The organism is Desulfosporosinus paludis, from assembly GCF_045689965.1.
GTDB lineage: Bacteria > Bacillota > Desulfitobacteriia > Desulfitobacteriales > Desulfitobacteriaceae > Desulfosporosinus > Desulfosporosinus paludis.
The window spans coordinates 3,521,674-3,545,851 of record NZ_CP144211.1; the positions used below are offsets into that span (position 1 = coordinate 3,521,674).

Consider the following 24,178-nt stretch of genomic DNA (forward strand, 5'->3'; position numbering starts at 1 on the left):
TAATGAAAATGCAGTTGGCGGTTCAATCGATATTATAGAGTTATTAAAAAAGCTATTTTAGGATACAAGGAGAATGGGTATGTCATTGTTTTATGATCAAGCAAAGATCTATGTCAAAGGGGGCGACGGCGGAGCAGGCGCTGTCGCCTTTCGGCGAGAAAAGTACGTTCCTGAAGGAGGGCCGAGCGGCGGAGATGGCGGCCGTGGAGGGAACATTGTTTTTGTTGGGGATGAAGGTATGAGCACGCTGGTGGACTTCCGCTATAAACGGCATTACAAAGGGGAACGCGGTGAGCACGGGCAGGCGAAAAATATGAGCGGGAAGAGCGGCAGCGATGTGGTTCTGCGTATTCCTGTGGGCACAGTGGTCATCGAGGATGAAACGGGTGACGTGATTGCCGATATTACAGAACACGGTCAGCGTGTTGTTGTTGCCGCTGGCGGCAGAGGGGGCAGAGGAAATGCTCGGTTTATGAGCAATACGAATAAAGCCCCTACTTTAGCGGAAAATGGCGAACCGGGTGCAGAGCATTGGCTGCGCTTAGAACTCAAACTTTTGGCCGATGTCGGGTTGGTAGGGTTCCCTAATGTGGGAAAATCTACGCTGATTTCCAAGGTTTCGGCGGCTAATCCGAAGATTGCGGATTACCATTTTACAACCCTTGTGCCGAATCTCGGAGTGGTTGAACTCGAAGATGGCCAGAGTTTTGTCATGGCGGACATTCCGGGACTCATTGAGGGTGCCCATACAGGGGCTGGATTAGGGCATGAATTCTTGCGTCATACAGAGAGGACTCGCTTAATTCTGCATGTCTTGGATATTTCCGGCTCCGAAGAACGGGATCCCGTGGAGGATTTCGGATTATCCAGGAAGAACTTAGGTTATATAGCCCGGCGCTTGCTGAGCGTCCTGTGATTGTCGTAGCAAATAAAATTGATATTCCGGGTGCGGAGGAACATCTTCAGCGCTTAAAAGACGTGCTGGAGGAAGATCAGGAGATTTTTGCCGTGTCCGCGGCAACGGGGGAAGGACTGCAGGCGTTGATTTATCGTATTGTCCAACGTTTACCGGATATTCCTGTGCCTGAGATTGCGGCTTATTCAACGGATCATTTAGTGACAAAAGCCCAACCGGAAAAGCGGTTTGAAATTTTGAAAGCAGACAATCATTATACGATTTCAGGTAAGGAAATTGAGAAACATGTCAGAATGACCTTATTTGATCGCGAAGAGAGCGTTTACCGTTTCCAAAACATCCTTAAGGCGATGGGGGTTGACGATGCTTTGCGTGAGGCGGGGATTAAAGAAGGGGACAGTGTAGAAATAGCGGGCGTGACGTTTGAATGGGAGTAAACAGCGAATTCTAGTCGTTTGGAGGTAACACTGTGAAGAAACGTCTCTGGTGGGGAATAGGGACAGTGGTCGTGCTTCTTGTGTTGGTCATCGTCGGATGGTGGTTGATCTGGGGGAGTGCTCGCGGCACTCAGAAGGTCACTGCCGGAACCGTGACGTCGATTTCGATGCAAGAAGATGTCTATGCGACAGGAAGTGTTGCCCCTAGTTCGCGCCAAGAGGTGCGGGTCTTAAACCCTGGAATTGTCTCCAAGGTAGCAGTGAAGGTCGGAGACTTCGCCAAAGCAGGACAAGTCCTTGTTACCCTCGATACAACTTTGGCAGATGCGCAGGTGGCTCAAGCCCAGGCTGGCGTTGACGCGGCCCAAGCTGCTGTTAATGCTGCGCAGAACAATTTGACGGAGCTGAAGCGTGCTCAAAGCAGTGCGGCAGCTGCCGCAAGTTCTGCAAATGCCGCAATTGCTGGGAACGCCAGCCAAAGTAATGCGGAGGTTGTAAATATAAATGGAAACGGCGGCGGAAGCGTCTCTAATAATAACAGCAGCTCGACGAATGTCGGCTCTCTTTCGAGTGTTTTCGAAGGTTCAGGCGCTGTTTCCCAGGCTCAAGGGACTCTCGCCCAGAGTCAGGCGGCGTTAAAACAGGCCCGAGAAACGCTGCATGTTGCTCAAGTACAACGAGACCAGCTGAGCTGCAAGGCTATTCTCTCAGGGACCGTTCTTGAAGTGAAAGCTCAGGCCGGAGATTTGGCTTCGGCCCAAGAGCCTCTGGTGGTTGTCGGAGATTTAACCCATATGAATGTTGTTGTTCAACTCAATGAAATGGATGCAAGCAAGGTAAAGCAAGGTGAGAAAGTAACAGTAACCACTAAAACCCTAGGCGCTTCAACGATGGCAGGCGTTATTACAGAAGTTGCACCTGAAGCGGCAGCTCAAGCAAGCCTTCAGGGGAATGCTTCCCCCACAGTGGGAGTGACAATCCGTTTAGACCATGTTCCGGCCGGACTGAAGCCGGGCTATAATGTGAATATCCAAGTGGTTGTAGCAACGAAAAGGGGGTTTTGGCGGTCCCCTTAGAAGCCCTGTTCCAGGAGGGCAGCAAAAACTTTGTCTATCGAATTCAAGAAGGACGTCTGCATAAGGCCGAGGTCAAGGTGGGTATTGGGAACGACACGTACCAAGAAATTACTGGTGGTTTAAAGTCCGGGGATCTCATTGTACTTAATCCTTCGAACCAACTTTCCGAAGGCATGACGGTGACGTCTGAACAAGGAAGTGGAGGAGCATGAGTCTGTTTGAGGCTTTGCGGGGAGCACTGTTTAGCTTGCGGACAAACAAGCTGCGGACAGGGCTGACGATGCTGGGGATTATCATTGGTATTGCTGCCGTGATTGCCGTGGTGACGATCGGGCTGGGCGGGAAAGCTGCGATTATGCAGGAAATGGAGAAAAGCGGAGTTAATCTTTTCGTCTTGTACCCCAAATCCACCAGTCAAACCGGGTTGACTGAAGAGAATCGCCTGACGCTATCGGACAGCGAAGCTTTGCAAAGAGCCTTGCCGCAAGCGAAGACTCTGCTTCCGGCGAGCGTTGATTATGCCGCCCTGGAAATGAGTCAAAAGAATTCCTCGGCCATGATTGTAGGAACGACGCCAGAATTTGCGGTTTTGCGCCGCCGGGAAGTGGCTAAAGGACGATTTTTCTCCGAGGAGGAGTTTGAGGCAGATCGCCGTGTGGTGGTGATCGATCAGACGCTGACAGACAGTTTATTCGGAGCCGGTAATCCCTTGGGACAACAAGTGATGATTCAAAATGTGCCCTGTCGAGTGATCGGGGTTTTGGCTAAAGACACATCCGCCTTTGCTCAGTTTGATGTGAGTCCTCAAAACTCCTATGCTTATGTTCCCTGGGGGACTTGGACGGATATTTTCCAAACTGCTCGGGTGGATCAATTAGAAGGAGCGACTAATCAAGAGTCTGATTTGGAGACTACGATTTCCAGGGCCAAACAAATTTTGAATGTCCGTCATGGGACGACAGATCAGTATGAGGCTTATAACGTCCAGCAGCTCGTCCAATCGACGAATAAGATTACGCGAATTTTAACGAGTATCATTGGTCTGGTGGCCGGGATTTCCCTCTTCGTGGGGGGAATTGGAATTATGAACATTATGTTGGTTTCCGTGACGGAACGTACTCGAGAAATTGGACTGCGTAAAGCAGTAGGAGCCAAAGAACACGATATTTTGCTGCAATTTCTGCTGGAAGCGATTGTTCTATCCTTGGTCGGCGGGGTTGTGGGGATTGCTTTGGGAGTAGGGAGCGCTTTGCTGACAGCGAATCTCTTAAACTGGCCTCCCCTCTTATCAGGCTGGTCAATTCTATTTGCAGTTACCTTTTCGCTGGCAGTAGGACTCTTTTTCGGTTATTACCCAGCCCTGAAAGCAGCCAAACTCGAGCCGATCACAGCCTTGAGATATGAGTGATGTTAGTTATGAGTAAGTAGTTGACAAGACTTACGTGGATAGGGGAAGAACTCTATTAATGATCAGAGCGCATGGCGCCAGTTTATTGAATTCTGCGAAACAAATGAGTCCTTTGAAAAATGATTATTTAGGGAGGAAATTAAGTGTTAACAGGTAAACAAAAGCGTTTTTTAAGGGCGATGGGCAATGAAATAGTCCCAATTCTCCAAGTAGGCAAGGGCGGAATCGCGGAAACAGTTGTCACCCAGGCAGATGAAGCCTTAGAAGCTCGGGAGCTGATCAAAGGTCGGGTTCTGCAAAATTGCTTAGAAGAACCCAAAAGCGTGGCTGCAGATCTTGCCGAGCAGACACGATCCGAACTTGTCCAAGTCATAGGCCGGAATTTTCTGTTATACAGACCGTCTAAGGATAAACCCGTTATCGTTTTGCCAAATTAGCGAGCGGGGTGCTAGGTTCACACAATGAGGTACAAGAAACGGAGAACAGTCCCCCTTTTGTTCTAAACTTAGAGGCCGCCATGGATGGCGGCCTCTTGCATCCATGGTTGTCGGATGTCGCGTTGGCTGTACGGTTGAGCAAGTGTCTCGTAACCTTCTCCCATTGCAGAATTTTCCTCCATCAGGAAGGGATGCCTGCCCTCGCTAGCGAATGTTACTTCATCGTGGCATGGGGAGGATGGCAAGATGGGGATTCGGCGACATATTCCATGGGCAAGTGCAGAGGTTCTGCGCAGAAAAGTGCATATTTATGAAACGATTTTGAACTCCATTCACGAGGGAGTTCTTATTACAGATCCGAATGGGTATGTGATCTTTTATAATCAGGAGATTGCCTTATTGGAGGGACTTAGCCCTGAAGATGTGGTAGGTAAGCATCTTTCGGAGATTTACAGCCAGCCGCCGGATACAAGTGAGCATTTAAGGGTTTCTAAGACGGCGACACCGATTAAAGAGACATATCAGAAGTACTTTACCCGTAAGGGACTGGAAGTTCATTTGGTGGCCAGTACAGTCCCGGTCTTAATGCATAATGAGCTTTTAGCGGTTTATTCAGTTTGCCGAGAGGCTACTCATTTAAAAGAAATGTTATTGCGCACGATGCAAATCCAAGAGATCAAAACAGATTTGACGGAAGGCAAAAAGCAGGGCTCGACACATCCTACGCGGGCAAATTTTGTCTTTTCTGATATTATCAGCAAAAGTAAGACGATGGAGAACGTTATCCGTGGGGCTCAGAGGGCAATGACGGGTTCTGCTAATATTCTAATTTATGGGGAAACGGGAACCGGAAAAGAATTGCTCGTCCAGAGTATCCATAACGGCAGCCCGCGCCAACAGCACCCCTTTGTCGCTATTAACTGCTCGGCAATCCCGGAAAATCTTCTCGAGACCATGTTGTTTGGAGCGGTTAAAGGGGCCTATACAGGGGCAGTGCCTACGACGGGAATTTTTGAGTATGTCGATGAGGGGACCTTGTATCTGGACGAAATTAACTCCATGAGTCTTGGGCTTCAAGCCAAACTACTGCGTGCTCTTCAAGAACGCAATTACCGCAAGGTGGGGAGTGTCACAGAAATACCGCTGCGCTGCCGGATTATCAGTTCGATTAATGTAGATCCCTTGGCCTGTCTGCAAAAAAAATTGCTGCGGGAGGATTTATTTTATCGACTCTCGGTCATTTCCCTGACGGTTCCCCCGCTGCGGGAGAGAAGAGAGGATATTCCATGTTTAACGGAGCATTTTATTAGAAAACATTCTCCGGCACACTCTCCGCATAAGAAGGAGCTTGAACCGGAATTGGCTCGGATATTTCAGGGCTATCGCTGGGCCGGAAATATCCGGGAATTAGAGAATGCCATCGAGAGCATGATTTGTATGGCTGGTGAGGAGAAATGGCTGACCTGTGAACACCTGCCGATGTATCTTAAGCAACAAATGGAGCAAGAAAGACTTAAAGCCAACAAGATTCCTTCTCAGCTCAGTCCGTCGCTGCTGGATACAGAAACTAGTATTGTGACAGATGCTTTAAAAAAGCATCGCGGAAATCTCAGCCGTGCCGCCAAAGAACTGGGGATCTTACGCCAAAGTTTGCAGTATCGGATTAAGAAGTTAGGAATTGACCCGGAGCAATTCCGGCGTTAAGATGCCTAACGTGCAAACCGAATATGTGCAATGCAATTTTGCAGTGAGATGTTTTGCATTTTGCGGCAAGCTGTTTTCAAAGGATTACATAGAGTTATGATGAACCTTACGAGGCTGGAAAAGTCCAATTTATGGACTCTTCCAGCCTCGCTTATTATCGATGAGAGTAAAATCCAGCCTGCTCTGAGACCTGGCATCGGATTTGCAAGATTAATTTGTATGATACACTTTCGCTGTCTTGAAGGTGTTGGGAAACAGTTCCTAGAAAACATAAGGATAAGGGGGATGCTTTTCTTGAAAGTCAACATGAGTACACAGGCGACAGTGGGACTAAATTTGCTTTCCGACGATCAGATCGAAGAAATCCATTCGGCGACACTTCAGGTGCTCCAAACAGTCGGCGTTGAAGTGTACGAAGAGGAGGCTCTGCAGCTCTTGAAAAATGCTGGGGCCGATGTTGAAGGGACTCGTGTTCGCTTTCCGGTATGGTTGATTCAGGAAGCTCTAGCCAGTGCTCCAAAGTCTGTGACATTATACAACCGTTCCGGAGAGCCTGCTTGTATCCTGGAAAAGGGTAAAATTTATTATGGTTCGGGCTCGGATACGCCTTATACAATTGACGTTGAAACAGGGAAGCGGCGATCAGCGACCAACGCTGATGTGGGGATGGCAGCTAAACTGGCGGATGCTTTAGAGCATATAGATTTCATCATGTCCTTAGGTCTGGCTTCAGATGCGCCTGCTGAGGCATCCGATGTCTATCAATATCAGGCGATGGTGACAAATACCTGTAAACCAATTTTGTTTACGGCCCATGGACGCCAGGGGCTGCTCGATATTTACGAGATTTCTTCCCTGGTGGCAGGCGGGGAGCGCGAACTGAGGCTGAAACCTTTCTTTGCCTTATATAATGAGCCCAGTTCTCCTCTTATGCACTCTAAAGAGGCAGCTGAAAAGCTCTTAACCTGTGCGGAGAAGGAAATTCCCATGATTTATGTGCCGGCCACCATGCTTGGAGCAACGGGTCCTGTCACTCCCGCCGGTTCCCTCGTTGTGGCGAATGCTGAACAACTCTCAGGTTTAGTGATCCATCAATTGAAAAAGAAAGGGCCCCTTTTATCTATGGAGGAGGGACTCCGCCCATGGATTTGCGGACCTTTATTTGTTCTTATGGTTCTCCTCAACGAGATTTAGGGTGCACCTCCCTGGTGAAGATTGGCCAATATTATAATCTCCCGACCTTTACCACCGCCGGCTGCAGTGATGCCCATGTTTTCGACCAGCAGGCCGGAATGGAAGCAGGCTTTAACACTTTGATCGCCGGCTTAGCCGGAGGAAACTTAATTCATGATGCCGGCTATATCGGGATCGGACTTATCTCATCACTGGAGATGTTAGTGCTCTGTGACGAAGCAGCGAACAATGTTAAGTATTATCTAAGGGGTGTGGAAGTAAATGCCGAAACCTTAGCCGTGGATGTAATTAAGGCCGTGGGTCCCGGCGGAAATTTCATCGGAGAAGATCACACCATGGATAATTTCCGAAAATACCGTGTTGACACTCATGTCGTCAATCGTTTGAATCTTGATTCTTGGGAAGAAGCTGGGGCCAAGACGTTTGGTGAACTGGCCAACGAGAGAGTCAAGAAACTTTTAGCGGAGCACACGGTTCCATCCTTGCCCGAGGATGTGTTGGCCGGAATCGATGCCGTGGTGCAAAGGGAGAGGAAGCAAGGAGCATGAGCACGAGTGAGACTGTTAAGTCAAAACAAGACAGCGAGGTTCTCTTGCTGACGGGAAAGGATTTGACGCTGGAAACCATCGTCCGTGTGGCACGAGCTGCTCAGCAGGAGACTGGGTTCCCTCAAGTTGGGCTTGATCCTTCGGTTCGAGAACATTTGATCCTTGTGAGGGACTATATTGAAAAAAACTGGCTTAAGGATGATGCGCCGATCATCTATGGTTTTAACTCCGGAGTTGGCAAGTTAAAAGATACTCGGATTGCTCCCGAAGAAAATGATCTCTTTCAGAGGCTGATGATTGAGTCGCACTGTTCAGGAATTGGTGAGGCGGCGAGGGAAGACGTCGTTCGAGCGACCATGCTTATGCGTGCCAATTCTCTGGCTAAAGGGGTTTCGGGAGTGCGCATTCAAGTGGTGGAACGTTTGCTGGAAATGCTTAATCGCGGGGTGCATCCTGTGATTCCTCTTTTAGGTTCAGTTGGCGCCAGCGGAGATTTGGCCCCCATGGCCCATCTAGTGTCCGCTTTAGTGGGTCATCCGGAAGCGGAGGTCTTCTATCAGGGCGAGCGTTTATCCGCTCAGGAGGGGCTGACGCGTGCCGGGATGGAAGCGAGTTTTCAAATGAAGGCCAAAGATGTTCTGGGAATGATCAATGGCTGTACATTCACCTTGGGGATGGCTGTTCTGGCGGCGCATGATGCCCGCAGAGCAGCAAAGTTGGCCGATGTCGCATGTGCCTTGAGTATGGAAGCCATGCGCGGGGAGATGGGAGCGTTTGAACCGAGAATTCAAGAGGTCCGCAATCATCCGGGCCAGATTCGAGCAGCAGAGAACATTCGCCAACTCTTGGCCGGAAGTCAATGGACGACGGATGAAGCGCGCAAAATTAAATTAAAGGAAGAAGTGCGCAGCGGGGAATGGCAGCCTAGAGTTCAGGATGCTTATTCTTTGCGCTGTGTGCCTCAAGTTCATGGAGCTGTTCTGGACGTTTTGGATTTTGTGGATCAGATTTTAGTGCGGGAAGCTAATGCGGCCACAGACAATCCTCTGATGTTCCGCGAAGAGAACGGAGAGTACGTGGGATTAAGCGGCGGAAACTTTCACGGTGAATATTTGGCCTTTGCCATGGATTTCTTAACGGTGGCGGTTCATGAGCTGGGAAATATTTCTGAACGGCGAAGTGCTCGCTTGCTTGACCCAACCATGAGTTATGGTCTGCCGCGCAATTTGGTAGGCACTTCGGTGGGGCTCAATACTGGTTTTACTTTAGCGCAATGTTCGGCAGCGGCGTTGGTCAGTGAGAATAAAACCCTTTGTTATCCGGCTAGTGCGGATTCTATTCCGACGAAGAGCAATCAGGAAGACCATGTGAGCATGGCAACCTGGGCTGCTCGCAAAGCGGGAATGGTGATTTCTAATATGTTTAAGATCCTGGGAATTGAAATTCTCTGTGCGGCTCAAGGGGTTTCCTGTGCTGAGCCGCAGCTTGAGGGTTTGAGTTTGGCACCGAAAACCCGGAAGGTCTATAATCGCCTGCGTCAAGACATACCTGCTACGGGGGATGACCGTTATATGAATAAGCAAATGCGCTTAGCGATTGCCCTCGCGGAAGCAGATGCTTTCCTTTTAGAGGAGTGAGAGAATGAATCCTTTGGTGGAAGTGCTTTCCCGACAAGAGATTGAAATAATTCAGGCATCAACCGTGGAAGTCCTGGAGAGTGTGGGGGTGGAGTTTCATCACGATGAAGCCTTAGCTATTTTGCGCAGTGGTGGGGCGAGAGTGGAGGGCAGTCGGGTGTATTTTCCCCAGGCCCTGCTCCCTCAAGTTTTAGAGAAGGCTCCTGAACGGTTTTTATTAGAGGCAAGAAATCCGGAACGCTCGGTTTGGATTGGGGGCCCTAGTACAGTGTTTGCTCCGCCTGCTGGGTGCGTCTATGTTCAAGACCTTGACGCGGTCAGGCGCCAGGCTGAGCAAAGAGATTATTTCAACCTCCTGCGGATTATCCACCAAAGCTCTTATTTCGACACGAATGGGGGAGGGCTTGTGATGCCTGAGATCCCAGGGGTGTCTGAGCAGGAGACCTTTGCTTGGATGGTTCTGGCGGGCTGCTGGTATTCAGATAAGCCTCAAATGGGGTTGACGATGGGGGGAGATATTGCTCAAACTTCCTTAGAAGTCAGCGAGATTGTTTTTCAGGGGAGGCCGGGCTGCCGCCTGCTGGGAACCGTTAATCCTGATTCCCCTCTAATCTACTCGGAAAAAATGCTGGAAAGTCTGCTGCTTTACGCAAGGGCTGGGCAGGGTCTAATTCTGGCTCCCTGCAGTATGGCTATGGCAACCAGTCCAACGACCTTAGCCGGGACTCTCGTTCAAAATAACGCTGAAATCTTGGCAGGAATTGTACTCTCCCAGCTTATTAATCCGGGCACGCCTGTGGTTTATGGAAACACTTCGACGATTTCGGATATGAAGACCATGTCTATAGCCCTGGGGGCACCGGAACTCGCGCTTTTGGTCGGGGCGGTCAATCAATTGGCGCGTTATTATAAGCTGCCGTCTCGTTCAGGCGGAGCTTTGACGGATGCTAAAACTGCGGATTTTCAAGCAGGAATGGAATCCATGTTGTCCATGGTTTCCACGGTGGCAGCTCAAACGAGTGTTGTTCTGCATTCGGCGGGAATTCTGGATTCTTTTCTGACCTTATCCTTGGAAAAGCTGGTACTGGATGAGGAGATTGGCGGGATGGCTCGGCGGTTCAGTCAAGGGCTAACCATTAATCAGGACACTCTGGCGGTTGCTGAGATTCGCTCCCGAGGTCCTGGGGGTCACTTTTTGGATACGAATCACACCTTAAACCATTTCAGACAAGAATTTTGGAATCCCAGGCTGTGTGATCGGCAGCCTTACGCTCCAAAACGGGATTATCAGCGACTTCTGTTAGAGCGATCGCATAAAGTTTGGCAAGACAGGATTGCCTGTTACGTTCGTCCGGCATTGCCTGAAGGGGTGGAACAAGAACTGCGCCATTACTACAGACATAAGTTCGGTGTTGAGCCTGAACTCACTTAACGTGACTTCTTAATTTTATAAGACCTTAGCTATGCATTTTTGGCTTTACCCGAGCTAAAAAATAATAGTACCTAAGAAAGCTGAAGGAGGATTTAGACATGGAATTTTCAGAGTTGAGTGATTACGTTCTTAAAGGAAATGTGGAAAAGGTTGCCGAGGGTACTAAATGGATGTTAGAGCATGGAACGGACCCCTTAAGGATTATTAATGAAGGTTTGATTGCAGGTATGAATACAGTGGGAGTGCTTTTTAAAAAAGGGGATATGTTTGTTCCTGAAGTGATGCGCTGCGCGAAAGCGATGAGCGGGGGCGTGGCCCTGGTCAAACCGTATATTGCCGATGCAGATATCCCTTCACGCGGGACCGTGATTATGGGGACAGTCAGAGGGGATCTTCATGATATTGGGAAAAACCTTGTCGTCATGATGCTGGAAAGTCAGGGATTTCAAGTGATTGATCTGGGTGTCAATATTACCTCGCAACAATTTGTAGATGCTGTTGGCAAACATCAGCCCCAAGTCATTGGAATGTCAGCATTGCTTACGACGACGATGCCCGGTATGAGTGAAACGATTAAAGCTTTGGAGAAGGCTAACCTTAGAGACAAGGTGAAAGTCATGATTGGAGGGGCGCCCGTTACGCTGGCCTTTGCCAATCAAATTGGTGCGGATGGATATGCTTCAGATGCTGGCAGCGCTGTAGAATTGTGTGGGCGTTTTATAGCTTAGAAGAACGATCATCCTAAAGTGCATTGATATTTTGCTGCAAAATTGAGTTTGCGCTTGCTGTATACCGAGCACTGGGACTGGTTTGTGGTGGATTGCTGGAGCAAAGAATCTATGCACCTCTGCTTCGCTGAACAGGCAGAGGTGCTGATTCCTCAATTGTCCGAAAGTAGGCACAATTCTTGCAACTAAAATTTAGTTTAACCAAGTATCGGTTAACTCTTCTGGGAAACGCCTTGCTGGCACCTCGGATTATTATCTCTGAAAAAGCGTGCTTGCTTTATTTGGATTCTGGTTTTGGCAGCAGAATCATAAGGTATTATAAGGCTGATTTACAGCAGGGATTGAAAAGTCTTAAGGGAAGAGGGGTGACGGCAAGTGACGTTAGAGGATTTTATAAACTTTATAACAAGAAATACCGGGACGATCATTGAGTATTCCAGCAACCACTTTACCCTTGTTCTTACAGCAGTGTTAATTTCGTTAGTGATATGGATACCTGTCGGCTTATTGTTGACAAAAAGTGATAAATGGGCCGCTCGGGTTTTGGCTTTAGCCAATACAATTTTCTGCATTCCCAGCTTGTCGATGTTTGCTATCTTAGTTGCTATTCCTTTCTTTGGCTTAGGGCGAAAGTCTGCTTTGTTTGCTTTAGTTCTTTACGCTATGATGCCTTTAATCCGCAGTGTTTATGATGGGGTAAAAAACGTCGATCGGAATGTGATCGAAGCAGCCAAAGGAATGGGGATGAGTTCGGGAAGGATCATGCGGGAGATTCTTTTGCCCTTAGGCATTCCGATTATTTTTGCCGGTTTCCGAATTACCGTTGTCATGACAACTGGGATTGCGGCAATCGCAACGTACATAGGAGAACGTAATTTAGGACGCTTTATTTCAGAGGGACTTGTTCGTTCCAATACTCCCATGATGGTCACAGGGGCGCTGATTATATCTGTAATAGCTGTTGGCTTAGACACGATTCTTGGGGGAATTGAGAAACTCATTGTTCCTCGGGGATTGAGATTAAACCGTTAAAGCTTATGGTTTTTTTTATATCTGAGACTAGATAACGTTGGCAGAGGGGGATCTTGATGATTGAACTAGAGCAAGTCACAAAGCAATACTCGGGTCAAGCAATTCCAGCCGTGGAACAATTATCTCTTTCTATACCTAAGGGAGAGATTTGCGTTTTAGTCGGCCCCTCGGGCTGCGGGAAAAGTACCACGCTGCGCATGATTAATCGCATGATTGAGCCGACATCCGGGGTGATCAAAATCAACGGCAATGATGTGATGCGCACAGATCCCGATCAATTGAGGATGGGTATTGGATACGTGATTCAGCAGATTGGCCTGCTGCCGCATCGGACGATCGCCGAGAATATCTCCATTGTACCTCGGCTGTATAAATGGCCGAAAGAGAAAATTGCCAAGAGGGTGGAAGAGCTTTTGGTGATGATGGGGCTTGATGTGGAAAAGACCCGGGGGAAATATCCGGCTCAACTAAGCGGCGGGCAAATGCAAAGAGTAGGGGTGGCACGGGCGATGGCTGTCGATCCGCCGATCATGCTGATGGATGAGCCTTTTGGGGCGGTAGATCCGATTGCTCGCAATCATCTCCAAGATGAATTTTTGCGCTTGCAAAAGGAAATTAAGAAGACCATCGTCTTTGTGACTCACGACATTAACGAAGCCATTAAAATGGGGGATAAAATTGCCATTTTCAATACGGGAAAGCTTGTTCAGTTTGGAACCCCTGAAGAGATCCTGACTCGACCGGTGAATGATTTTGTAGAAAACTTTATTGGGCATGATCGGGTTGTGAAAAAGCTGAATCTTTATCGTGTGGAAGAGGCTATGAAACCGATTAGCTGTGTTGTGAAGGAAAGTGAACTGCCCAATGCTGCCCAGAAAATGAAGGACTCTGGGGCTGAAGTAGCCATTTTGTTAAATAATAACGGCAAAGTCTGTGGGCAAATCACGGAAGCCGATCTTAGGGAAGCTGGAAGCGACCTTGACAAGCTCAGAAAAAGAGTGGCTCGAACAGAAAAGGCCTTCGTTCAGACAGCGACGGTTTTGCCGGATGCGCTTTCTCTGCTCCTGGAATTCGATGTGGATTATCTCGGGATCTTGAAGGGTGAAGAATTGTGTGGTGTGCTCTCTTTCAAAGATATTCGGAACCATGTGTACCGAAAAGAGGGTGAGTAAATGAGTTGGGAAAATTTCCGGGTTGCCTTGTTTGAAAAGGCACCAGGTGCCCTATTGGAGCATTCTGAGATTGTTCTCGTCACGGTGACTATAGCGATTTTGATATCTGTACCCCTGGGAATCTTTTTAACTCGGCCTAAATTTAAAAAGTTTGGCTTAGTCTTGCTGAATTTGCTGAATGTTTTACAAGCGATTCCCGGTTTGGCGATTATTGCTTTAGCCTTGCCGATACTCGGAATAGGAATGAAGCCGGCAGTGGTAGCTTTGCTTTTTCAGAGTTTGCTGCCCATCGTGAGAAATACTATTGCCGGTTTGCTAGAAGTGAGTTCGGATGTCAAGGAAGCGGCCTCAGGCATGGGGATGTCCCAAAGAAGAATTCTTTATGAGGTGGAAATTCCCTTGGCGCTGCCGATTATCCTCAGCGGTATCCGAACGGCTACGGTCTATGTCGTCAGTATTGGGGCCTTGGCAGCTTTGATCGGAGCTGGAGGGCTGGGAAATTTGATCATCGGCGGCTTGGCGTTGTTTAGACCGGAATACTTGCTGGTTGGGGCTGGGTTGGGGGCAATTATGGCGATCTTTTTGGATCGAGTCCTTAGTGTCCTCGAGCACCGTATCACTCCTCCCGGTATGCGGGTTGAATAAGTTAACCTGAATCGGAGTCGAAAGGAGGGGGATCAACCGGGCAGGGTGCTAAAGGCTATTATGCTTGAAGATAGATGATCAATACTTATTCTTAGGAAGGAGTATGTACATGAAGAAACGATTTATCTTTGGCTTCGCCATCATCTTAACTCTAGTCTTAGCTTTGGGAGGAGTTGTGGGCTGCGGTTCCCAGGCTCCTGCTTCGGGAACTGCTGCTGATACTGCTAAAAAAGGACCGACGATCAAGATCTCGTCCAAAACCTTCACAGAAGCCTCTCTTCTGGGAACCATGAGTTTACAGTACCTCAAAGGGTTAGGTTACCCTGTAGATAATAAAATGGGTTTAGGAGAACTGGCAGTCATCAGACCTGCTCTGACTTCCGGGCAAATTGACATGTACTGGGAGTACACCGGTACGGGTGTCATCAATTTGATGAATCACGACCCGGTTTTTGATCCTCAAGAAAGTTACAAGCTGATAAAAGACTGGGATGATAAAAACGGAATTGAATGGTTAGACTATGCCCCGCTTAACGACACCTATGGGATTGTCGTACGTCAAGATGTTGCGGCTAAGTACAACCTAAAGACAACCTCGGATTATGTGGCCCAAGTAAAAAAAGGCGAACACCTCAAGTTTGTCAGCTTCCCGGAATGGGATGGCCGAGCGGATGGATTGCCATCCTTTGAAAAGGCCTATGATTTTAAGATGCCGAAAGATGATATCGTGGATGTTGCTATGGGCTTAAACTACGATACACTTAAAGCGCAAAAAGGAGACCTGGCTCTGGCCTTCACTACAGAACCGAGAATCGTGACGGATAAGCTGGTGATACTTGAAGACGACAAAAAGGCCTTCCCCGTGTACAATGCTTGCCCCGTCGTAAGAAAGCAAATTGTGGATGCCTATCCTACCTTAGCTGCTGACCTCAAAAAATTGAGTGATATTCTCGACACCAAAACTATCACAGAATTGAATATGCAAGCGGACGTGGAGAAGAAGTCGGTTGAGGAAGTTTCTACAACCTTCTTAAAGAGCAAAGGGTTGCTCAAGTAACAATGCGTTTTGTAGGCTCATGATCTGTGTTTGTTAAAGCAATTTTATTGTTTTTCCCATACTCAACATTGGCCACTTTGTGCCCTTGAATGCCTCTAGGCTTGGGGGCAGAGGTGGCCAATGATCGTTTCTAATATGAAAGGCAGGATTTTTGATGTCTGAAAATATCTGAAACGCCAGAGGCCTGGATGAAGCCGATCGTGAAAAAGTTCGCTGCCAGGTTTGCCGTGCCTGAGTTTGTTCTGCCGTATCTTAGAAGCTTTGTATCAGAACGGGACATGGATATGGTGGTTCGCTTAGAAGGGCAACGGTGTTCGGCGTCCGAAATTGCTTTAAGGATGGGCTGCCCTGCAGAGGAAATCGAAGAATTTTTAAAGGAATGTTATGTTGGCAAGCTGCTCAATCGAGAGGAACTGAAGGGTGAAATGGTTTATTGGGCAGCGGATTTTTATGAGCGCTTGGACTATTTGTGCAAATTTAATGAGGGTTACAGGACTTTGAATCAAGAACTTCTCCAGGCATTAGACAAGTGGTGTTATGAAATTTATGCAGAGAAAATGGCTCCATACCTTAAAGCGCTCCAAAACGGGGAGCCAGTGGAACGAGCCCCGGAAACCTTTGAGTTGCCGGAAAATCTGGAGGAATTGTTGAAATCAGTTCGTGAGATACGTTTAGTTCCCTGCAACTGCCGAAAATTGGCTGGATGCGGCAAACCAACGGAGACTTGTTTGAGTTTTGATGACTCTATTACGGATCGAACGCTAGGGCGTGCTCTTACGCGGGGAGAAGCCAAGGAAATCATTCTGACGGCTCATAGAGAAGGGTTAATGCATCAGGTCAACAGCGACTGGCGAATCAACGGGCCGGCTTGGTTATGCAATTGTTGCGCATGTTGTTGTTATCCTACACGGCTGGCTCAAGAGAAGGGAACAAAGGGCGTATTTCCGGTTGTCCAATATGCGGCCCGACAGGACCTTGGACTGTGTACGCATTGTGGTGCCTGCACGAAGCGCTGTAATTTTTCTGCGTTTTATTACGGGGAGACCGAGATTGTCGTCAAAGGCAAGGCGCGGAGGAAGGTTGTGTTTGATCCCCAGAAGTGTTGGGGGTGTGGAAGCTGTATCGATGTTTGTCCGAGCGAGGCCATCACAATAGATTCAATGTCAGTTACAGAGGAGGATTTAAGATGAGAAGGATTCGTTCCAACAGTTCAGAGCAGGGGACACCGCTTCTGAGGTGGGTTACAGAGAGTCAATTAGAGGAGATTCATTTTGCCACATTAGAGGTTCTGGAACGTACCGGTGTCGTGGTCGATCACCCGGAGGCCCTGCAGCTGCTGACAGAGGCCGGATGCCTTGTCAAGGAGCATCGTGTTCGGATACTGAGTTGGTTGGTGGAAGAGTGCATTCGTTTAGCTCCGCGCAAGATTGTGGTGGCGAACCGCCAGGGGCAGCGTGTCATGCCTTTGGAAAAAAATCGGACCTATTTTGGGACGGGATCAGATCTTCCCTTTACGATAGATCTCGAAACGGGAGAACGGCGGCGCTCAACCAAGAGAGATGTTGAATTAGCGTGTCGGGTTATGGATTATTTGCCGAACTATGATTTCGTGATGAGTTATGCGATTGCTTCTGATCAGAGCTCTAAAGTGAGCGATTTGCATCAAATGGAGGCCATGGTTTCCAATACGACAAAGCCGCTGATCGTCACGGCCCATGATGAAATCAATATGCGTGCTCAGTTGGAAATGGCGTGTTTGGTCGCCGGCGGCAAAGAGGAATTGCGCAAGAATCCCTTCATGATGTTGTACTCAGAACCCATCTCGCCTTTAGTTCACACAAACGACGGTGTGGGAAAAATGTTTGCTTGTTTCGAATATGGAGTTCCGGTAGTGTACACCCCCGGGATTTTGGCGGGTGCCACAACACCGGTTACCAAAGCGGGTTCCATCGTGCTGATGAACGCTGAGGCTCTGGCGGGTGTGGTGATGGCTCAATTGAAGCAAAAGGGGGCGCCCATTATTATTGGCGGCGGGGCAACGCCTATGGATATGAAGAGTACTGTAACCTTGTATGGATCACCGGAGACGCTCATGAATTATGCCATTATGACTCAGTTATCCCAGTATTATGGAATTCCGAATTTTACGGAGGCTGGGTGTGTCAATGCTCCTGTACCGGATGCCCAAGCCGGGATGGAAGCTGGGAACGGGATTTTAATGGCTCAGTTAATGGGGGCGAATCTCGTACATGATGTGGGCTATCTCGAAGGTGGAAAAACCGGTTCCCTAAGTTTCCTAACGCTGTGCGATGACTTTATCTCAAATGCTCGCTATATGGGTGGAGGTACACCTTTGAACGAGGAGACTTTGGCTGTCGATGTGATTGATGAAGTAGGACCCGGGGGTAACTATGTTGCTCATTCCCATACCTATGAACATTTCCGCGACGAGATATGGGTGCCAAAGCAGTTCAATCGTTTGTTTTGGGAAATCTGGGAAGAAGAGGGAGCAAAAACGGCAGAAGATCGCTCGCAACAATTAGCGCAAGAGATTATCAAGAACCATACTCCGGAATCGCTCGCTGAAGGAATTCATACAGGCCTGATGGAAATTATTGCCGAGACCGAAGAGCGCAAGCAAGCAGTCAGAAGGAAGCAAAGATAAAGGACGTTTGAGAGCGATTGGAGCTTAAGCAGAGAGATTCCAGTAACGTAAATGATCCTAGTACTGAGGAGGTTATGGTATGGGAGTAGGGAGTTCGCATGGAAATGGGCTGTTTTTTCGGACTCTGACAGAAAAACAAGCAGAAGAGATACATTTAGCAAGCTGTAAAATCCTTGAAGAGACAGGGCTGCTTATCCACCACGAGGAGGCAGTGGAGATTTTGCGAAGGGCGGGGGCCTACGTCGAACATGAGAATCGGGTATATTTTCCCTCCCATATGGTGAAACAAGCTCTCCTGTCGGCGCCGTCCCGAGTAACCTTATACAACCGAAAAGGAGATCCGGCTCTTTATCTGGAGGGATCGAAGGTCTATTTCGGCACGGGGTCCGATACGCTCAACTATTTAGATCCTTTCAGCCTGGAACGGCGAAGCTGGCGTCAGGAGGATGTGGCCCAGGCGGTTAGAATCTGTGACTATCTGCCGAATATCGATTTTGTGATGTCCATGGGTTTTCTTTCCGATGTAGATCCGCGTATGATCAACCGCGAACAATATGCTTTGATGGTGCAAAATACTCTGAAACCTCAAGTTGTAATTGCTGAAGACGGGGATACCTTGTCCGATATTATTGAGATGGCGGCAGTGGCCGTCGGAGGAAAAGAACGCTTACGTCAGAAACCCTTATTTATGATTTACACGGAACCAACTTCTCCTCTCCAGCATCCTAAGGAGTCGGTAGATAAACTTTTAGTTGCCGCTGAAAATTGGGTGCCGACAAATTTCGCTTGTGGTGGGGTTGCAGGTGCCTCGGTTCCGACGACCGTTGGGGGGGCTTTAGTCCTGGCGAATGCAGAGGCTTTGAGCGGTCTGATCCTTCACCAATTAAAACAGCCCGGAGCTCCGTTTATTTATGGTTATGGCAATTCTCCTTTGGATATGAGGACCATGCAGGCCGTTTATGCCACTCCTGAAGCGATACTTTTTCAAGGGGGGATGGTTGATCTGGCCCATTACTACCAGCTGCCTTCCTGGGGATATGCGGGATGCTGCAACGCCAAGGTTTGTGACGAACAAGCGTTGATGGAGTCAACTCAATTTACCCTGATGGGTGCTTTGCAAGGCTGTAATATCATGCATGATGTCTTCTACATGGAGTTTGGCTTGACAGGATCTTTGGAGCTGCTCGTGATCTCCAATGAAGTCATTGGGCGAACAAGACGTTTATTGAAGGGAATCGATACGGATCCGGAGTCCTTGGGGATTAAAGCGATCCAGAGGGTAGGACCGGGGAGGAATTTCCTGGGGGATGATCACACTGCCGATCATTTCCGAGAGAACTGGCAGGCAGATCTTTCGGATTTTAATAATTTTGAGGGTTGGTCAGAAAACGGAAGCTTGACAATGATAGAACGTGCTCGGATGAGGATTAAAGATATTTTAGCAGCTTATCAACCCGATCAGGTTTCAGAAGAGGTAAAAGAGGGGATAGCCTCAGTTCTGAGAAAGGCAAGAGAAAAATTTGGAGAACCAGTGTAGCAACGAGCCGCTGTTTCTAGGAGTCCGGTTATTTCCTTTCTGATAGAGATGGAAGAGATATAGCCTTACTGATAGAAATAGAAGATACAGCCTTCAAAAATATAGCGAAAGAAAAAATGACTGCGCGCGTAAAGGAGTGGATGCACGATGGAACGTATGGAATGGAAGAATCTAAACCTCGATATTCGGGAGATTTATCGGAGAATAGGGTTACCGGATGCTGATTCGGAAAGAAGCCTGAGTTTTCGCCCGCTCATAGAACAGGTCCGTTTAAAGGCTTTGGAGCTGATTGATGCCCGCTGTATCTTTAACTATTTTCCCGTGAAGGTGACTAGTGCCGAAGAGATTCTTCTGGATAATCAATTTCAGGTTAGTGCAGCTGCGGCTTTTTTCGAAGGCGCAGAAGAGGTTATGGTGGCTGTACAGACGATTGGTGTGCGGTTAGTTGAAGAATCAGCCCGTTTATTTCAAGAAGGTGAAATGCTCGAAGGAATGATTCTCGATGGATGCGGGACGGTGGCAGTGGATGATGTTTTGGAACTGATGAGAGGTATGGTCATTGAACGAGGGAGGGTACGAGGGCTGCAGACGGGTTATAATTTGTGTCCGGGAGGCCGTCAGGTTCCTCTGGAAGTTCAAAAAACGATCTTTCAATTGTTAGATGGTTCGCAAATCGGGGTGGTTCTGAGTGATACGATGCTGATGTCTCCTGTTAAGTCGCATTCTCTCATCATTCCCTTGGGCAAAAACTTGAGCAAGCCAAATTTATCCTGTGCCATCACCTGTGAGATGTGTTCAGGTCAGCACACCTGCCCGCACAGCCGACTTAAGTTTAAGAAGACCCGGGAATCAGAGGCGTCAGTATAGGATTAGGGGGCGCGCAAATGCTGGAAATAGAAATGACCGTGAATGGTGAGCTTCAAAAAGTAGGGATTAACCCCAAAGACCGTTTGCTCGATGTTCTGCGCGATACGTTGAGGTTAACCGGTGCCAAGGAAGGGTGCAGCGGAGAAGGAGAGTGCGGCGCGTGTACAGTCATCATGGATGGACAGGCGGTTAATTCTTGTTTAGTGTTGGCCTTTCAGGCACGAGGCCGTCATATTATAACGATTGAGGGTTTAGAGGAAAAGGGTGAGCTTGATCGTTTACAACAGGCTTTCATCGATCAAGGGGCTGTTCAATGCGGGTATTGCACACCGGGTATGATTATGTCTGCCAAAGCTTTGCTTATGAACAATCCCTATCCGAGTGAAGCGGAAATTCGGACAGCCATTGCCGGGAATCTTTGTCGTTGTACCGGTTATATCAAAATCATTAACGCGATTCGCCAGGCGGCTGAAGAGAAAGTTCGAAATCTGACTCCGGCTTGTGGAAGCGGAGGCCCGACATGATGGAAAGAGAGTATCGAGGGTTTGATCTATTCGGACCAACGTCGTTGGAAGAGTTAATAACTGGGATTAAGGGGTTCGAAGGAAGGATTGCTTTCTTAGCGGGTGGGACGGATCTGCTTATAGATCTTAAAAGAGGGTATAAAAAGCCTCAACTTGTTGTCGATTTGTCCCAGGTTAAGGAACTCCGCGGGGTGCAGGCGGAGATGGGTATTCTGCACATCGGAAGTATGACTCCCTTCAGCCAGTTGGCGACAGAACCTTTGCTCCTTGACAACGCTTTATGCTTGGCTCAAGCAGCGGGGAAGATTGGTTCGGCACAAATTAGAAATAGAGGGACTTTGGGCGGGAATATAGCCAGCGCTTCTCCGGCGGGGGACAGCCTGCCAGGACTTTTAGTCTTGGAGGCTCAGGTATCGACCCTTGCTCAGGAAGGAGTCCGAAGGCTTCCCATCGCCCAAGTTCTGATTGGCAAAGGGCGGTCTTGTCTCAATCCCCATGAGCTGATTACGGGGATTGAGATTCCCATTGGAGAGAAATCGTTTCTGAGTGGTTTTGAAAAGATCGGGAGTCGAACAGCAGTATCGATTGCCCGTTTAAATATGGCCGTAGCTCTGAACTATGAGGGCGATAGCAAGGTCATCAAGGATGTGCGGATTGCAGTAGGAGCACTTGGTGAAACGGCTTTTCGCTTAAAGGCTTTGGAACGAGTGCTTGAGGGACAGGAGCTGGGATTGCCTCTTCTGCATCGCTGGGAGGAAATGTTGTCGGAAACCGTAGATCAAGCGATTAGGGGGAGAAGCTCCCACCCATACAAACGAGAGGCTATCAAAGGTTTGGCGCGCAATATGGCTTTCAACCTTTGGGGTTCGGAGCCGATCTTGGGAGGGTTGCTCAATGAATGAGAGCTCGCTAAAGTATGTGGGTAAAACTCTGCCCATCCATGATGCATTGGGTAAGGTTTCGGGAAAACTTCGTTACACGGGAGATTTAAAGCTCGATGGCATGCTCTACGCTAAACTGCTTTTCAGCCCGCTGCCTCATGCCAAAATTTTGTCCATTGATGCTTCTGCAGCTTTGGAGATGCCTGGAGTTGTGGGAGTTTTTACTCATGAAAATACCCCCAAGACTTCCTATAACAGTCAGGTTTGGTTTGAAGGGCAGCAGAAGATGGCCTATGAGGATGAGAGGATATTTACGGATACGGTTCGGTATGTTGGAGATAAAGTGGCAGCAGTGCTGGCTGTTGATGAAGGAACAGCTCGGCAGGCTTTGAAGCTAATTAAGGTGGACTATGAGGAATTGCCCTTCGAATTGGACCCTGAAAAGACGTTTGCTCTGGAGGGAATGCTTCATCCGGTTCCAGAACCGTTTTTCAATAAAGAGATAAAATGCGGAAGGCCGGAGGAGGTCTTTGCTCAGGCCGATTTGGTGGCTGAAGACCGAATCGAAACTCCGAAAGTACATCATGCGGCCCTTGAACCTCATGTTTGCCTTGCTTTTCCGGATCACAACGGGAAAATCACGGTCTTGTCGCCTTGCCAAATCATCTATGCGGTTCGCTTAAACGTAGCTAAGGTTCTTGGTTTGCCTTTTAATAAGGTAAGGGTTATTAAAACTCCCATGGGGGGTTCTTTTGGAGGGAAACAGGAAGTCCTCCTGGAACCGCTCTGTGCCTATTTGGCTATGACAACGGGCAGACCTGTCAAGGTAGAGTTGGAGCGGAAGGACTGTATCGTCTCGACTCGTACTCGGACTAAAGTGATTGGATATGTTAAAACAGCGGCCGATCGGGAGGGGAAGATCTTAGCGCGAGATTTCCGGGTGATTGCAGATACTGGTGCCTATACCTCCAACGGGGCAGCGCTTGTGGCGGCGATGGGTAAAAAGCTTTTCCGTCTTTATCGGGTGGAACATCAAAGATATTTGGGAATGGCGGTCCATACGAATACTTCTGTAGCCGGAGCTGCCCGAGGATACGGAACTCCTCAGATTATGGCGATTTCGGAGATCAACCTTGATCACATGGCCGGCAAGTTGGGGTTAGATCCCTTGGAGTTTCGCTTAAAAAACTTAGTCCAAGTCAATGATCCCGATTTAAGCGGAGGGCCATCTCTTGGCGATGCACGAATTATAGAATGCGCTCAGGAAGGAGCTAAGGCCTTTGCTTGGTACGAAAAGCGCCGGAGACCCCAGAGTACGGGACGGTTTCGAAGAGGCGTGGGGATGGCTTGCTGCACCCACGGGAATGGCTATTTCGGAGCGTTCCAGGATTTTGTGACCATGACCTTAAGGATGCTGGAAGATGGGAGCATGATCTTGTTGTCCGGGCTTCATGAATTGGGCTGCGGCACGATCACCTCCATTAAGCAAATCGTAGCGGAAGTCCTGGATATAAACCCTGAACGCATAGAAATGCCTGAAGGGGATACGGAGACAAGTCCGTATGACATCGGATCTCAGGCGAGCCGGGTTATGCATGTATGCGGCGGAGGCGCTTTGAAACTTGCGGAGACGGTCAAGGAGTTTTTTTTGGCGCAGGCTGCCCTGATCCTGGAATGTGCTCAAGATGACGTTGTGATGTGTGAGGAAATGGTTTGGTCGCGTCGAGATCCTGATCGGAAGTATCCCTATGGAGAAATTGCCAGTCAGGCACAGCGACGGAATCAAACGGAAATTATCGTCACGGAAACCTATCGGGCAACGGATAATCCGGGGTCGTATGGCGCAAATTTCGCTGAAGTTGAAGTTGACACTTTGACGGGGCTGGTTAACGTGTCGGAGGTCGTAGCTGCCTTTGATGTTGGGAGAGCCATTAATCCCGGTTTTGTGGAAGGGCAAATTTATGGGGGTATACAAATGGGTTTAGGGATGGCTCTTACAGAAGACCTTGATATCGATCCGTTAACTGGTATAGTAAGAGGGGACAGTTTGGCAAACTATCATATTGTCAATGCGCCAGACATGCCGCCCGTTCGGGTGCTGCTCATAGAAAAAGGGGAAAATAACGGACCGTACGGAGCAAAAAGCATTGGGGAAATTGCAGCTTGCGCTATAGCTCCGGCGGTTGTCAATGCCGTCAACCATGCGCTGGGGACAAGGCTCAAAGTATTGCCTCTGACACCGTCAAGGATCGTGAGCGGTCTGAAAAAGAAGGAGGGTTAA

At 48.5% G+C, this 24,178-nt stretch carries 19 protein-coding genes and 2 pseudogenes; all 21 read left to right on the forward strand.

From position 1 onward, the window contains the following. The first annotated feature begins 85 nt into the window (after positions 1–85). The 21 genes and pseudogenes from obgE (at position 86) to VZF35_RS17645 (ending at position 24,178) form a co-directional block, all read left to right on the forward strand. Positions 86–1,353 (forward strand): annotated as a pseudogene (gene obgE, locus VZF35_RS17545) (GTPase ObgE). A 32-nt stretch (positions 1,354–1,385) separates the two neighbouring features. Further along, positions 1,386–2,429 carry an efflux RND transporter periplasmic adaptor subunit gene (locus tag VZF35_RS17550; RefSeq protein WP_407306954.1) on the forward strand — a complete coding sequence of 348 codons (1,044 nt, stop codon included), beginning with the start codon at positions 1,386–1,388 and terminating at the stop codon, positions 2,427–2,429. Further along, positions 2,414–2,641, forward strand: coding sequence for a hypothetical protein (locus tag VZF35_RS17555; RefSeq protein ID WP_407306955.1), 228 nt, complete (start codon positions 2,414–2,416; stop codon positions 2,639–2,641). The genes VZF35_RS17550 and VZF35_RS17555 overlap by 16 nt, the downstream gene beginning before the upstream one ends. Then, a complete protein-coding gene (locus VZF35_RS17560; RefSeq protein WP_407306956.1) occupies positions 2,638–3,837 on the forward strand; it encodes an ABC transporter permease in 1,200 nt (399 codons plus the stop codon). Before VZF35_RS17555 ends, VZF35_RS17560 begins: the two co-directional genes overlap by 4 nt. A 143-nt stretch (positions 3,838–3,980) precedes the next feature. Continuing rightward, positions 3,981–4,274: a ribosome assembly RNA-binding protein YhbY gene (gene yhbY / locus VZF35_RS17565; RefSeq protein ID WP_407306957.1), complete on the forward strand. Its 294-nt coding sequence runs from the start codon at positions 3,981–3,983 to the stop codon at positions 4,272–4,274. A gap of 246 nt (positions 4,275–4,520) precedes the next feature. Further along, positions 4,521–5,978: a sigma-54 interaction domain-containing protein gene (locus VZF35_RS17570; RefSeq protein ID WP_407306959.1), complete on the forward strand. Its 1,458-nt coding sequence runs from the start codon at positions 4,521–4,523 to the stop codon at positions 5,976–5,978. 306 nt (positions 5,979–6,284) lie between these two features. After that, positions 6,285–7,720: pseudogene (locus VZF35_RS17575) on the forward strand (trimethylamine methyltransferase family protein). Beyond that, entirely contained in the window at positions 7,717–9,357 is a 1,641-nt protein-coding gene (locus tag VZF35_RS17580) for a histidine ammonia-lyase (RefSeq protein ID WP_407306961.1), read from the forward strand. The pseudogene VZF35_RS17575 and the gene VZF35_RS17580 overlap by 4 nt, the downstream one beginning before the upstream one ends. A gap of 4 nt (positions 9,358–9,361) precedes the next feature. Continuing rightward, positions 9,362–10,789: a trimethylamine methyltransferase family protein gene (locus VZF35_RS17585; RefSeq protein ID WP_407306963.1), complete on the forward strand. Its 1,428-nt coding sequence runs from the start codon at positions 9,362–9,364 to the stop codon at positions 10,787–10,789. A gap of 98 nt (positions 10,790–10,887) precedes the next feature. Continuing rightward, the gene (locus VZF35_RS17590) at positions 10,888–11,517 is read left to right on the forward strand and encodes a corrinoid protein (protein WP_407306965.1); all 630 of its coding nucleotides are present in this window, start codon (positions 10,888–10,890) and stop codon (positions 11,515–11,517) included. A gap of 375 nt (positions 11,518–11,892) precedes the next feature. Further along, positions 11,893–12,549 (forward strand): ABC transporter permease, encoded by a 657-nt coding sequence (locus tag VZF35_RS17595; protein ID WP_407306967.1) that lies wholly within the window; start codon positions 11,893–11,895, stop codon positions 12,547–12,549. Between the two features lie 56 nt (positions 12,550–12,605). After that, positions 12,606–13,721: an ABC transporter ATP-binding protein gene (locus VZF35_RS17600; protein ID WP_407306969.1), complete on the forward strand. Its 1,116-nt coding sequence runs from the start codon at positions 12,606–12,608 to the stop codon at positions 13,719–13,721. Then, positions 13,722–14,366 carry an ABC transporter permease gene (locus VZF35_RS17605; RefSeq protein ID WP_407306971.1) on the forward strand — a complete coding sequence of 215 codons (645 nt, stop codon included), beginning with the start codon at positions 13,722–13,724 and terminating at the stop codon, positions 14,364–14,366. A gap of 109 nt (positions 14,367–14,475) precedes the next feature. Next, a complete protein-coding gene (locus VZF35_RS17610; protein ID WP_407306973.1) occupies positions 14,476–15,423 on the forward strand; it encodes a glycine betaine ABC transporter substrate-binding protein in 948 nt (315 codons plus the stop codon). Between the two features lie 188 nt (positions 15,424–15,611). Next, entirely contained in the window at positions 15,612–16,613 is a 1,002-nt protein-coding gene (locus VZF35_RS17615) for an ATP-binding protein (RefSeq protein WP_407306975.1), read from the forward strand. Next, a complete protein-coding gene (locus tag VZF35_RS17620; protein WP_407306977.1) occupies positions 16,610–18,088 on the forward strand; it encodes a trimethylamine methyltransferase family protein in 1,479 nt (492 codons plus the stop codon). Before VZF35_RS17615 ends, VZF35_RS17620 begins: the two co-directional genes overlap by 4 nt. A 79-nt stretch (positions 18,089–18,167) precedes the next feature. After that, positions 18,168–19,625 carry a trimethylamine methyltransferase family protein gene (locus VZF35_RS17625; protein ID WP_407306979.1) on the forward strand — a complete coding sequence of 486 codons (1,458 nt, stop codon included), beginning with the start codon at positions 18,168–18,170 and terminating at the stop codon, positions 19,623–19,625. Positions 19,626–19,772: 147 nt separating this feature from the next. Continuing rightward, positions 19,773–20,492 carry a vitamin B12 dependent methionine synthase gene (locus VZF35_RS17630; protein WP_407306981.1) on the forward strand — a complete coding sequence of 240 codons (720 nt, stop codon included), beginning with the start codon at positions 19,773–19,775 and terminating at the stop codon, positions 20,490–20,492. Positions 20,493–20,509: 17 nt separating this feature from the next. Next, positions 20,510–21,016 carry a (2Fe-2S)-binding protein gene (locus VZF35_RS17635; RefSeq protein ID WP_407306983.1) on the forward strand — a complete coding sequence of 169 codons (507 nt, stop codon included), beginning with the start codon at positions 20,510–20,512 and terminating at the stop codon, positions 21,014–21,016. Next, a complete protein-coding gene (locus tag VZF35_RS17640; protein ID WP_407306985.1) occupies positions 21,013–21,918 on the forward strand; it encodes an FAD binding domain-containing protein in 906 nt (301 codons plus the stop codon). The genes VZF35_RS17635 and VZF35_RS17640 overlap by 4 nt, the downstream gene beginning before the upstream one ends. Then, complete coding sequence (locus VZF35_RS17645; protein ID WP_407306987.1) at positions 21,911–24,178, forward strand: xanthine dehydrogenase family protein molybdopterin-binding subunit; 2,268 nt, start codon at positions 21,911–21,913, stop codon at positions 24,176–24,178. Before VZF35_RS17640 ends, VZF35_RS17645 begins: the two co-directional genes overlap by 8 nt.